The following is a 13,002-nucleotide window of genomic DNA, read 5'->3' as shown; positions in this document are numbered from 1 at the left end:
GCTTCGGGGGTCCGGCTCGGCTGTCAACCGGATGGCCGGCGGGTCTGGCCCGTTACTGGCCCGTTATGCGCCGAGGGTGTTCTTGTGGATCACGCCCCCCTTCATGATGATCTGGAAATTCCGGGCGGGGTCGGCAACGAGACCGAGATCGGCCAGCGGATCGCCATTGACCAGGATCAGGTCGGCCAGCGCGCCCGCCTGCACGACGCCGAGCTTGCCGGGATAGGGGTTGCGCGGTCCAGAGCGCGCCAACAACTCGCCATTGACCGAGGTCGCCATGCGCAGCGCCTCGGCATTCGAGTACCATTGCCCGAGATGCGCCAGCATCGTGCCCTGGCGCGGCGTCATCTGCGGCGAGAACAGGATGTCCGATCCCCAGGCCGTCTGGATGCCGTGCTTGCGCGCCAGCGCATAGACCCGCGGCGTGCCGGCGATGACCTGTGCCAGCCGGTCGCGGCTCGGGCCGGTCAGCGGCACGGAATCCGCTTCCGACAGGAAGGGCTGGGTGCTGAGCCAGACCTTCTTCTCGGCCATGAGTTCCGCCGTCCGGTCGTCCATCAGATGCGCATGCTCGATGCAGGCGACGCCGGCGGCGATGGAGCGCTGAACGGTGTTCGGCGCGAAGGCATGGACCGTCATGTAGGTGTTCCAGTCCTGGACCACCTCCACCGCCGCCCGCAATTCGGCCTCGCCGAAGGTCGACATGTCCAGCGGGCTGCGCGGCGAGGAGACGCCGCCGCCGCCGACCAGCTTCACCTGCGACGCGCCCTGCAGCAATTGCTCCCGGATGCGCATCCGCAGCTCGCCGAGGCTGTCGGTGATCATGGCGCCGCCGACCTTCTCGATCAGGCTGAGCCTGTCGGGGTTGCGCGGCAGCTCGGACAACATGCGCAGGTCGGCATGCCCACCGGAGGTTGTGATCATCGCGCCCGATGGGTAGATCCTCGGCCCCGGGATCACCCCGCGATCGATGGCCTGCTTGAAGGTGAAGGCCGGCCCGCCGAGGTCGCGTATCGTGGTGAAGCCGCGCAGCAATGTCCGCTGCGCCTCGGCGGTCGAGGCCGTGAAGATGGCGCCGGGATCGCCCGTGAGCAGCTCCGTCACTGGCACGGCCGCGAAGAGCGAATGCCAATGCGCGTCGATCAGCCCTGGCATGAGCACGCGGTCCGCACAGTCGATGACAAGTGCAGCCTGCGGCGGAGGATTGCCCGCCGCATCGACCGCGGCAATCGTGCCGTCCTGGACGAGCACCTGCATGCCGGAGCGCAACCCATCGGCGGTGCCGTCGAACAGCCGGGCCTGACGGAACAGAATTGACTTCGGCGGCGCCGGCTGCGCCATGGCCGGCGTCACGGCGCTGGCGGTCAGCCAGGCTCCGCCGATCCCTGCCATGGTCTGGCGGCGGCTGAACGCGTCCAGCCGCCGCGATGCCTGCTGCAATTCCGGCCGGTGGCAGACGCAGCCGATCCCATGGAAGGGGTGCTTGCCGGCGGTTCGGCTTCCGAATGCCATGTCGTTTCCCCCTTGGTTCTGAGCCCCTCGATGTCCGCAGCCCTGCCCTGACTCTGCAAGCTAGAAATGCACCCACCAGCGATCGGCGCAGCGAGCTGCGCCTCCGGTGCGGCGGTCGTCCGCTGCATGACGGGCAGAAAATGATCGTTGCTGACGAAGCTGATGCCGTCGAGATCAACCTGCGAAGTCAGGTCTCGCGGCAGGCGCGGCTTCGCCGCGATGCGGGTCATGCCGCCGGCCGACGGCAGCCCCACCGGCAGCGCGCCGACATCGCCGAAGGCCGGATCAGGCCTTGCGGATGTTGGTGAAGAGCGGCACGCCGGGTAGCATGCCGGTCAGCACCTTGCGGTAGGCGACGGGCTGGATGAACTGGCCGAGCGGCACGAAGGGCACGTCCTGCCAGGCCTGAAGCTGCAGCGCGCGCGTCGCCGCCTTTTGCCCGGCGAGATCAGGGGCGGCGAAGAATTGCGCCCGCAACTCCTCGATGCGGGCGCTGCTCGGCCAGCCGGCCGGACCGCCATTGGTGCCGTTGCCGCGCAATGCCGAATGCACCGCCGGGCTCATCGCATCGATGCCGCCGACATAGGTGCAGTAGCAGCTCCAGCCGCCGCGCTCGACCGGCTCCTTGCTCGTGGTGCGAGCGCCGATGGTACCCCAATCCGCCTGCACGTAGTCGACATTGACGCCGAGCCGTGAGAGCACGTCGCGCGTCACCTCGCAGACCGCGCTGATGCGCGGCACCTCGGCGGCGGCGAGCATGACCACGCGCTCGCCCTTGTAGCCCGCCTCAGCCAGCGCCCGCTTCAGCGGCGCCAGATCCGCGGGCGGCGCTGGCGGCTTGCCGGCATCGGTCTCGAAGGGCGAGCCCGGCGTGTAGATGCCGACCTGGCTGTTGGCGATCGCCTCCTCACTGCCGACCACCGCCTTCATGCAATCGGCCTGGCTGATCGCGGCGAGGATGACGCGACGGATTGCCGGCTTGTCGAAGGGCGGGTGCAGATGGTTGAAGCGGAACTGACCAAGATAGCCGGAGCGGTCCTTCACCTCCACGGTGATGTCGCGCGAGCGGCGCAGCAGCGGCAGCAGGTCGATCAGCGGCTGCTCGATCCAGTCCACCTCGCCGGCCTGCAGGGCCGCGGCGGCGGCGGCCGGGTCGGGCATGACGTTGAAGACGACGCGGTCGAGAAGGGCGAGCCGCGGCCCGGCGGTAAAGCTCGGCCTGCCCTCGCTGCGCGGCCGGTAGGCGGCGTGCTTCTCGTAGACCACGCGCGCGCCGGGCACGCGCTCGGCGGACAGGTAGCGGAAGGGACCGCTGCCGATCACCTCCGGCATCTGGGTGTAGGGATCGGTGCGGGCGATGCGTTCCGGCATCATGGCGCAGACCAACGCGCTCGGCCGCGCCAGCGCGTCTGGCAGCATCGGGAAGGGGCGCCTGAGGCGGAAGACGATGCGGCGGTCATCCGCCGCGCTCAGCTCCTCCGTCGCCGCCAACAGCGCCTGACCGAAGCCGTCCCTTCGGCCCCAACGCTGGATCGAGGCGACGCAATCGCGCGCCAGCACCCGCTCGCCATCGTGGAAGACCAGGCCGTCGCGCAGCGTCAGCGTCCAGCGCTTGCCGTCATCCTCGACGACATGGCCCTCGACCATCTGCGGCCGGGCGACCAGCGTCTCGTCCACGCCGTAAAGCGTGTCGAAGACGGCAAGCGCCGAGGTCCGCGTCGCATAGGTGCTGCTCCAGATGGGATCGGTCGCGGCGACATCGGCATAAGGCACGAAGTTCAGCACGTTGCCCGCTTGGCCGCGCGCAAGGCGGGGCGTGGCAAGCGGCGCCGCGGCCAGGGATGCGGCGGCGAGGAAGAGGCTCCGGCGATGCATGGGCTTGGTTCCCATCTTTCCCTGGTTGGCATCTGTCGCCATGGACCCCGGCGAAGGAGTCAGGCGCGTTCGGGGATGGCGTGCGCGTCCTGCGCCGACCAGCTGAGCGCCGCCTCCTCGCCCGGCTGCACCGGCCCGGCGAAGAAGCGGTCATCCGGCATGACGACGGACAGCGCCGGCCCGTCATCCACCGCGAGGGCGACACGCACGCTGCTGCCCTGATACTCCACCGCCGCGACGCGGCCGCGGATGTGCGGGGCGCCCGCGGCCATGCCGAGCCGGCAGCGGTCGGCCCGCACGGCAACCATGCCGGTATCGTCGCGCAGGATGTTGTGGCCGCCGATGAAGCGGGCGACGAAGGCATCGGCCGGCCGCTCGAAGACCTCGCGCGGCGGCCCGGCCTGGCGGATGCGGCCGGCCTCCATGATGACCATCATGTCGGCAAGCGCCATTGCCTCGTCCTGGCTGTGCGTCACATGGATGAAGGTGATGCCGAGCTCGCGCTGCAGCCGCTTCAGCTCCTCCCGCACCTGGCCGCGCAGAAAGGGATCGAGCGCCGAGAGCGGCTCATCGAGCAGCAGGATGCGCGGCTCGGTGATGAGGGCGCGGGCGAGCGCGACCCGCTGCTGCTGACCGCCGGAGAGCTGGCCCGGCAGCCGCTCCGCATAATCCTGCAGATGCACCCGCGCCAGGTAGTCGCGCGCCCGCCGGTGCCGCTCGGGTTTCGGCACGCCGCGCGCCTTCAGGCTGAAAGCGACGTTGTCGAGGCAGGTCAGATGCGGGAAGAGGGCGTAGCTCTGGAACATCATTGCCGTGCCGCGCCGGACGGGCGGCAGGTCGGTGACGTTCGTGTCGTGGATCAGCACGTCGCCTTCGGAGACCACCTCGTGACCGGCGATCATGCGGAGCGTGCTGGTCTTGCCGCAGCCGCTGGGACCGAGCAGGCAGCAATAGGTGGCGCGGGGGATGCGGAGCGAGATGCCGTCCACCGCGACGGTGCCGCCATAGCGCTTGGTGACCGCGACCAGCTCGACATCGTACCGGTGCTCGAGGCGCAGACCGCTGGTATCCATGGATCGATCCTCAGCCCGTCCGGGCCAGTGCGCGACGCCGCTGCATCCGCAGCACCAGCGCCAGGGTGATGCCGATCACCACGAAGGAAACGGTGGTGGTCAGCGTGCCGATGGCGAAGAGCGTCGGCGAGGTGGAGCTCGAGATCAGGGCGTAGATCTCGAGCGGCAGGGTGTTGCGGTTGCCGGCCACCAGCGTCGTGCGGGCATACTCGTCATAGGACAGGGTGAAGGCGCCCATGGCGACGCCGAGGATGCCGGGCAGCAGGATCGGCAGCGTCACCCAGCGCAGCCGCTGCCAGGCATTCGCCCCCAGATCCGTTGCCGCCTCCTCGTAGGAGCGGTTGAAGCGATTGAAGACCGCGAACATGGCGAAGAGGCCGAAGGGCAGCGTCCAGGTGAGCTGCGCGGCGAGGGCCGAGCTCAGCAGGTCGGGCTGCCAGCCGAAAAGCTGGAAGCCGAGGCCGATGCCGAAGCCGACCAGCAGGCTCGGCATCACCAGGCTGGCGACGGCGAGGTAGAAGAGGATGCCCGAGCCGCGGAAGCGGCGACGGAAGCCGAGGCCGGCCGCGACCGAGACCAGGACGGTGATGAGGCTGACGATGCTGGCGAGCAGGATCGAGCGGCCGAAGGAGACCGGGATGTTCGCCATCTGGCCCGGCTTCACGATGTCCTCGAACCAGACGGTCGAGAACCCGACCATCGGGAAGGTGACGCCGCCATTCGGCCCCTGGAAGGACAGCAGGTAGATGACGAACATCGGGCCGTAGAGAAAGAGCAGGAAGGTCCCCATCAGCACCGCGAGCGCGTAGAAGGTCCAGGGGCGTCTCTCGCGCGGGTCCCGGCCGCGGGCGCCGATGGCGATCACCGCACCAACTCCTGCCGCACATCGACCACGCGCATCATCCCAGCCACCATGATGGCGACGAAGAGGACGAGCAGCATCGCGCTGGCCGCGGCGGGCGGGTACTGCATGGCCTGGATCTCGGTCGCCAGCGCCGAGACGATCGAGGCGCTTTGCCCGCCGCTCATCTGCTTGACGACAAAGAAGTCGCCCATGACCTGGGTGAAGACCAGGATCGAGCCAAGGGCGATACCGGTCTTCGACAGCGGGATCACCACGTCGACCATGGTGCGCCAGCGGCTGGCCCCGGCATCGCGCGCCGCCTCGAGCAGGGCCGGGTCGATCTTCGCCATCGAATTGGCGATCGGCCCGATCATCAGCAGCGTGAAGAGATGCACATAGGTGACGCAAACGGCGAAGGGCGAGAAGAGCAGGAAATCGAGCGGCCGGTCGATGAGGTGCAGCTCCATCAGCCCCTGGTTGAAGGCACCGTTGCGGCCCAGGAAGGGAATCCAGGCGATGGTGCGGATGATGCCCGAGGTCCAGAAGGGAATGGCGCAGAGCAGGAACAGGATGGTTCGCACCGCCCCACTGCGGACATGGAAAACCAGGAAATGCGCGATGCTGAAGCCGAGAAGGAGGGTGACGCCCCAGACGATGAAGGCGAATTTCAGCGAGCTGAGATAGACGCGCAGCGTCGCCGGCGTGGTCAGCACCTCGCGGTAATTGTCCAGCATGAAAGCCGGGTAGATGCCGACGCGGTCGTAATCGAAGAAGCTGACGACGAGGAAGAGCAGCGTCGGCAGCGCGAAGAAGACGATGAGGATGAAGGCCAGCGGCCCGACCTGCAGCCAGGAGACCGCCTCCGGCGTCAGCCGCAGCGACCGGCGCGGGCGCGCCGGGGCGGCGAGAGCCGGGGCCTGTTCGACCGCCTCCATCACGCGGCCCGGCTGACGGCGTCGCGGCAGCGCATCAGCGGCAGGATGCGGGTGCCGAACTGCTCCATGCCGATGACGAAGTCGTCGAAGGTCAGCATGACGCCGCGAACGCCCGGCACTGTCGCCATCTCGTCCAGCATCCGCGCGACGGAGGCATAGGAGCCGCAGAGGACGCCCTGGTTGGTCGGCAGCGGCTTGCCGTTCTCGGCCAGCGTCTTGCGGCGATTCGGGCCGGCATAGGGGTCGCGGCTGGGATCGTCGCCCGCCTGCGCGTCGCGCCAAGCCAGCGCTTCGAGATCGGCGCCGGCCTTGTAGTGCTCCCACTTCGCCATCGCCGCCGCATCGGTCTCGTCGGCGATGATCATGGTGAGCACCAGGGCGCCGCAGTCCCGGCCCGTCGCCTTCACCAGCCGGGCGACGCTGGGCGCGACCGCCTTCGGCTGGTTGACGCCGAAGGCGGCGCAGAAATTGTAGTCGGCATGCTCGGCGGCATAGCGCGTGCCGGCATCGCTCTGCGCGGCGCAGATGATGGGGATATGGGCCTGCGGCAGCGGGCTACAGCGGCAGTCCTCCATCTGGAAGAAATCGCCCTTGAAGTCGGAGCGGCCGGTGGTCCAGAGCTCCTTCATGACGGTGACGTATTCGGCGCAGTAGTCGTAGCGCCGCTGGTAGTGCGAGGCGCCGGGCCAGAGGCCCATCTGCGTGTATTCCGCCCGCTGCCAGCCGGTGATGAGGTTCACCCCGAAGCGGCCCTGCGAGATGCTGTCGATGGTCACCGCCATGCGGGCGGCGATGGCCGGCGGCAGGGTGAGGACGGCGCAGGTGGCGAAGAGCTGGATGCGGCTCGTCACCGCCGCCAACCCGGCCATCAGGGTGAAGCTTTCGAGGTTGTGGTCCCAGAAGCCGCTCGGTCCGCCGAAGCCGCGCAGCTTGATCATCGACAGGGCGAAGTCGAAGCCGAAGCGCTCCGCCTTCTCGACGATGGTGCGGTTCAGGTCGAAGCTCGGCATGTACTGGGGCGAGGTGGTCGAGATCAGCCAGCCATTGTTGCCGATGGGGATGAAGACACCGAGTTGCATGCGACATCGCTCCTGGAGCTGAGCACCCGGGGCGATGCTGCCGGCGGGGCTCGATCACGCGGTCGAAGGAAAGGGCGGGGCGCGGCCGGCTTCAGGACGAGATGAATTCGTTCCAGCGGCGGGTGAGGTAGCGGTCCTCGTCCATCACCGAATTCCACACCGCGATGTTGCCCATGCGCTCCCAGAAGGCGCCGCCGTCGCGCAGCTCGCCAGCCTTGATCGAGGGCTTGCCGAAGGGGTCCGGCAGGTCGGTCGCTGCGGGCTTGCCGGCGTACCAGTAGTCCCACTCGGCCGGGGTGAGGTACTTGCGGGCGGTCTCCGGCTGGGCGGAGTAGTAGCCCTGCCGGGCGATGAAGGCGCCCTGGAAGCCCGAGGCGTACCAGTTGGCGTATTCGATGGCGCAGTCGCGCTTCAACCCGGTCAGGTGCTTCATCATGCCGAAGGTGTAGCCCCAGCCGCGATAGCCCTCCTTCAGCGGCTGGAAGGTGCAGGGGATGCCGCGGGTGCGCACCGCCGAGACGGCCGGCGACCACATGGACTGGATCACCACCTCGCCCGAGGCCATCAGGTTCACCGACTGGTCGAAGGTGGTCCAGAAGGAACGGAACTGGCCGCTGCGCTTGATGTCCATCATCAGGCCGATCGTCTTGTCGATCTCGGCCTTGGTCATGTTGCCCTTGTTGCCATAGGTCGCGGCGCCGCGCGCCTCGACCGCGAGGGCGACGTCGATGATGCCGATCGTCGGCTGGTCCTGCAGCGCCGCCTTGCCCTTGAAGGCGGGGTCGAGAAGGTCGGCCCAGCTCGTCACCGGCCGCCCGACGAGATCGGGCCGGATGCCGAGCGTGTCGGCATTGGTGACGGAGGGGATGCCGCTCAGCCAGTCGCTCGGGCCGTCGGAGAAGGACTTGGCATCGGCGCCGGTGACGTAGAGCACGCCATAGGGCGCGATGCCCTGCGTCGAGGCGCGCCGCCCGTCCGGGTACTCGCCCTTGGTGAAGAGCGGGATGGTCTGATCCCAGTACTTGATCTTCGCCAGCGGGATCGCCTGCAACACGTTGCGGCCGACCAGGTACCGCAGATAGGTGAGCGCCACATCCGCCACGTCGATCGCGCTCGACTGCGACAGGAAGCGGTTCAGCAGGTCGGCGCCCTCGACCGCCTGCATGCGGACGGTGAAGCCGAGATCCTTGCTCGCCTGCTCCGCGATCTGCCCGATCGCCGTCACCGGCGGCCCGGCATGCTGCAGGGTGATGTCCTTGATGTTCTGCGCCCAGATGGTGGGGAAGCCGGTGAGGGCGCCCGATCCGGCGGCGGCGCCGAGCGCGGCTTTGATCAGGGTGCGGCGCGGTGTCCCGGGCGGCGGATCGTGCGGCATCGGCAGGGCCTCCTGTCACGGCGGCGGTGCGGTGCCCCATCGGTCGGCCAGCACCGTTTTGCGATGCACAAAAGTGAATATCCTACAGGCAATTTGGGAAAGTAACGTGATGGTGGCGATAAAATTATGCCATATGTACGCGTTGATGATGATAACGCAGGCATTTGCGTTTCAGAAATGCGGCCACAACTATCAGACCGAGATCCGAACATGGATGGCCCAGCACGGGCGTAAGCGCAGCGGCGCGATCAGGCCATGGAAACACTCAAGGGCGCCGTGATGATCACGAAGCCGGTGCAACCTAAGCGTTTAGCGGAGCGGATAGTGGCTGGGGGGTTGCCCAGAAGGGCACCAGGGCGGGCATCGGGCCTGTCGATGCGCCGATACCCTGTCGGTGCCGGCCTATGCGGCCAGGGCAGCGCGCGATCCATGGGGGATCGCTGATTTCCGGATCAGGTCACGGGACCTGATGCTTGGCAGGTGCCGCGTTCCCGGGGATGAACCTACGAACGCGGCGGCCGGGACATCAATCGTCGTCATTCTCCACTGCGGGCCCGGGCGGGGCGGGGCCGGGATCCTGCGGCGTCGAGGCCGGCTTCTGCTTCGGTCCATGGACGGCAGGTCCCACCGGCGCTGGGCCAGGTTCCGGCAGCGGGCCGTGATCCGGATTCTGCGCGCCCGTCTTGCCTGCGGCGCTTGTGCTCTTCCCACCGGATGCCATGCTTGATCTCCTTCTGGACGTGTTCCCAACGTAGCAGATGCGTCTCCGACTACGCCGTTCAAGCGGGTTTTCATCCCGTCGCCCGGCACGATCCGTCTAGACCGTCCCCGCCGCCGCGCCCTCGGCGAAGCCGCGCAGCCGCGAGGCGATGACCTCGCCCACCGCTTCCAGCGCGGCGCGGCGCGGGAAGCTGGCGCGGCAGGCGATGCGGACCGTGCGCCCGACCCGCGCCGCCAGGGGCCGCAGAACGATGCCGGCATCCTGCGCCGCACCGGCCGCCAAGGCCGGAATCAGCGTGGTGCCATAGCCCGCCGCCACCATGTTGAGCAGCGTCGAGAGGCTCGCCGCCCGCAGCGTGTTGCCGAGCGCTCCGCTGCGTCCGCAAGCGGCGAGGGCCTGGTCGCGCAGGCAGTGGCCCTCGGCGAGGATGAGGATGTCGCGCGCCAGCTCCGCCTCCGTCACCACCTCGCGCGCCGCCAGCGGGTGTTCGGGTGGCAGCGCCGCGAGGAAGGGCTCGGCGAAGAGCGGCCGGCTGGTCAGGTCGGGCCCGTCCACCTCCGTCGCCAGCAGCGCCGCATCCAGCTCGTGCGCCCGCAGCCGGTCGAGCAGCGCGGTGGTCTGGTCCTCCCAGGGCTCAATCTCCAGTGCCGGCAGGGCCTCGCGCAGCGGCGCGAAGACCAGCGGCAGCAGATAGGGCGCCAGCGTCGGGATGATGCCGAGGCGGAAGCGGCCGGCCAGCGGGTCGCGCAGGTTGCGGGCGAGGGCCAGCATGGCATCGGTCTCGGCGACCGCGGCGCGGACATGGCCGATCAGCCGCTCGCAGGCCGCGGTCGGCGCCACCCGCTTGCTGGTGCGCTCGAACAGCACCACGCCGAACAGCTCCTCCAGCTTGCGGACCTGCACCGAGAGGGTGGGCTGGCTGATGCCGCAGGCCTCGGCGGCGCGGCCGAAATGCGCATGCTCGGCGACGGCGAGCAGGTAGCGCAGATCCCGCAGGTTCATCGGGTCAGCCCCACTGTCATTATAGCCGTCATCTATTGCACCCATTCGGGACTAGGGCTTCCTATTATCCTCGGATTGCCGCTAGCGTCCTGCAAGGCCAAGCACATTGGCGGGGCGATGGCGGCCGAGAACCCCCCGGCCGCGCGGACCGGCGGGGCTCCTGGCAGCCCGAACACCAAGCCAAGATTTAAAGTGCTGACTGTCATTGGGTCGCCCATGGCCGCTCGCCTCGCGGACCGGGTGCAGTCACCGCAAGCACGAAGGGAGAGAACGATGGACGGAAGTGGTGGTCAGCCCGCGGGCAAGTGCCCCTTCATGCATGGCGGCCTGCCGAATGCGATCCTCGGCGGAAGGTCGAACCGGGACTGGTGGCCGAACCAGCTCAATCTGGAGATGCTCCACCAGCACTCCTCCCTGTCCAATCCGATGGACGAGACGTTCGACTACGCCGCGGAGTTCAAGAAGCTCGACCTGCAGGCCCTGCGGCAGGACCTCTTCGCGCTGATGACGGACAGCCAGGACTGGTGGCCCGCCGATTTCGGCCATTACGGCCCGCTCTTCATCCGCATGGCCTGGCATAGCGCCGGCACCTACCGCATCACCGACGGCCGCGGCGGCGCCTCCACCGGCACGCAGCGCTTCGCGCCGCTCAACAGCTGGCCGGACAACGGCAACCTCGACAAGGCGCGGCGCCTGCTCTGGCCGATCAAGCAGAAATACGGCGACAGCATCTCCTGGGCGGACCTCATGGTCTTCGCCGGCAACTGCGCCCTGGAATCCATGGGCTTCAAGACCTTCGGCTTCGGCGGCGGCCGCGCCGATGTCTGGGAGCCGGAGCAGGACATCTACTGGGGCTCCGAGGACACCTGGCTCGGCGACAAGCGCTACACCGGGGACCGCCAACTCGAGAATCCCCTCGGCGCCGTGCAGATGGGGCTCATCTACGTCAATCCCGAGGGGCCGAACGGCACGCCGGACCCGGCCGCCGCGGCGCGCGACATCCGCGAGACCTTCGCGCGAATGGCGATGAACGACGAGGAGACGGTCGCTCTCATCGCCGGCGGCCACACCTTCGGCAAGACCCACGGCGCCGGTGATGCGTCGCTTGTCGGCCGCGAGCCCGAATCCGCAAGCATCGAGGAGCAGGGCCTCGGCTGGAAGAACGGCCACGGCACCGGCAAGGGCCCCGACGCCATCACCAGCGGGCTCGAGGTCATCTGGACCACAACGCCGACGCAGTGGAGCAACAACTTCTTCGAGAACCTGTTCGGCTTTGAATGGGAGCTGACGAAGAGCCCGGCCGGGGCGCATCAATGGACGCCGAAGGGCGGCGCCGGCGCCGGCACGGTGCCCGACGCCTTCGACCCGAACAAGCGCCACGCGCCCTCCATGCTGACCACCGACCTCGCGCTGCGCACCGATCCCAGCTACCTCGAGATCTCGAAGCGCTTCCATGCGAATCCCGACCAGTTCGCCGATGCCTTCGCGCGCGCCTGGTTCAAGCTGACGCATCGCGACATGGGTCCGCGCGTGCGCTATCTCGGCCCCGAGGTGCCGGCCGAGGAGCTGATCTGGCAGGACCCGATCCCGGCGGTGACGCATCCGCTGATCGATGCGGCGGATATCGCGGCGCTGAAGGCGAAGATCCTCGCCTCAGGCCTCACCATCCCGCAGCTCGTCGGCGCCGCCTGGGCCTCGGCCTCGACCTTCCGCGGCTCCGACAAGCGCGGCGGCGCGAATGGCGCGCGCATCCGCCTGGCGCCGCAGAAGGACTGGGAGGTCAACCAGCCGGCGCAGCTCTCGGAGGTGCTGGCGAAGCTCGAGACCATCCAGTCGGCGTTCAATGCCGGGCAGAGCGGCGGCAAGCAGGTCTCGCTCGCCGACCTCATCGTCCTCGGCGGCTGCGCCGCGGTGGAGCAGGCGGCGAAGCAGGCCGGGCATGACGTGACGGTGCCCTTCGCGCCGGGCCGCGCCGATGCCTCGGCCGAGCAGACCGATGCCGAGTCCTTCACGCCGCTCGAGCCGGCTGCGGACGGGTTCCGCAACTACGAGAAGGACCCGTCCATCGCCCCGACCGAGGAGAAGCTGGTCGACCGGGCGCAGCTCCTCACCCTGACCGCGCCGGAGATGACGGTGCTGGTCGGCGGCATGCGGGCGCTGGATGCCAATACCGGCCAGTCGCAGCACGGCGTCCTCACCAAGCGGCCGGGGACGCTGACCAACGACTTCTTCGTCAACCTGCTCGACATGCGCACGGCCTGGCAGCCGGTCTCGGATGCCGGGCTGGTCTTCGAGGGGCGCGACCGCAAGACCGGCGCGGTGACCTGGACCGCGACGCGGGCCGACCTGGTCTTCGGCTCGAACTCGCAGCTCCGCGCCATCGCCGAGGTCTATGCCTGCGCCGGCTCGGAGAAGCGCTTCGTGCGCGACTTCGTCGCGGCCTGGACCAAGGTGATGAACCTGGACCGCTTCGACCTCGCCGCCTGAGGGCGGTGGAAGCAGCGGGCGCGGTCCGTGCGGCCGCGCCCGTATGACAGCCGCCGGACCCGGGCCTTTCTGAAGGCCGGCGGGGTCCGGCGCACAGGG

At 68.8% G+C, this 13,002-nt stretch carries 9 protein-coding genes; 1 reads left to right on the top strand and 8 read right to left on the bottom strand.

Annotated features, from left to right (window positions below; all coding sequences use genetic code 11):
* Positions 1–63 precede the first annotated feature (63 nt).
* From HJG45_RS06620 to HJG45_RS06585, 8 genes are all read right to left on the bottom strand, one after another.
* Positions 64–1,512, bottom strand: coding sequence for an amidohydrolase family protein (locus HJG45_RS06620; RefSeq protein WP_171611326.1), 1,449 nt, complete (start codon positions 1,510–1,512; stop codon positions 64–66).
* Positions 1,513–1,797: 285 nt separating this feature from the next.
* Positions 1,798–3,387 carry an ABC transporter substrate-binding protein gene (locus tag HJG45_RS06615; protein WP_171611325.1) on the bottom strand — a complete coding sequence of 530 codons (1,590 nt, stop codon included), beginning with the start codon at positions 3,385–3,387 and terminating at the stop codon, positions 1,798–1,800.
* 59 nt (positions 3,388–3,446) lie between these two features.
* Positions 3,447–4,460 (bottom strand): ABC transporter ATP-binding protein, encoded by a 1,014-nt coding sequence (locus HJG45_RS06610; protein WP_171611324.1) that lies wholly within the window; start codon positions 4,458–4,460, stop codon positions 3,447–3,449.
* 10 nt (positions 4,461–4,470) lie between these two features.
* Positions 4,471–5,325, bottom strand: coding sequence for an ABC transporter permease (locus HJG45_RS06605; RefSeq protein WP_368040527.1), 855 nt, complete (start codon positions 5,323–5,325; stop codon positions 4,471–4,473).
* Positions 5,322–6,239, bottom strand: a complete 918-nt coding sequence (locus HJG45_RS06600) for an ABC transporter permease (RefSeq protein ID WP_171611323.1) — start codon at positions 6,237–6,239, stop codon at positions 5,322–5,324. Before HJG45_RS06600 ends, HJG45_RS06605 begins: the two co-directional genes overlap by 4 nt.
* Positions 6,239–7,318: a pyrimidine utilization protein A gene (gene rutA / locus HJG45_RS06595; RefSeq protein WP_171611322.1), complete on the bottom strand. Its 1,080-nt coding sequence runs from the start codon at positions 7,316–7,318 to the stop codon at positions 6,239–6,241. Before rutA ends, HJG45_RS06600 begins: the two co-directional genes overlap by 1 nt.
* 91 nt (positions 7,319–7,409) lie before the next feature.
* Positions 7,410–8,693: a PotD/PotF family extracellular solute-binding protein gene (locus tag HJG45_RS06590; protein ID WP_171611321.1), complete on the bottom strand. Its 1,284-nt coding sequence runs from the start codon at positions 8,691–8,693 to the stop codon at positions 7,410–7,412.
* A gap of 817 nt (positions 8,694–9,510) precedes the next feature.
* Positions 9,511–10,416, bottom strand: a complete 906-nt coding sequence (locus HJG45_RS06585) for a LysR substrate-binding domain-containing protein (RefSeq protein WP_171611320.1) — start codon at positions 10,414–10,416, stop codon at positions 9,511–9,513.
* A gap of 273 nt (positions 10,417–10,689) precedes the next feature.
* Between HJG45_RS06585 and katG the strand changes: the two genes are divergently transcribed.
* The gene (gene katG / locus HJG45_RS06580) at positions 10,690–12,903 is read left to right on the top strand and encodes a catalase/peroxidase HPI (RefSeq protein WP_171611319.1); all 2,214 of its coding nucleotides are present in this window, start codon (positions 10,690–10,692) and stop codon (positions 12,901–12,903) included.
* Positions 12,904–13,002: the final 99 nt, after the last annotated feature.

Origin of the sequence: Roseicella sp. DB1501, assembly GCF_013112485.1 — a bacterium.
Lineage (GTDB): Bacteria > Pseudomonadota > Alphaproteobacteria > Acetobacterales > Acetobacteraceae > Paracraurococcus.
The sequence above is the reverse complement of the archived record's forward strand: the minus strand, read 5'-3'. Positions and strand labels throughout refer to the sequence as shown.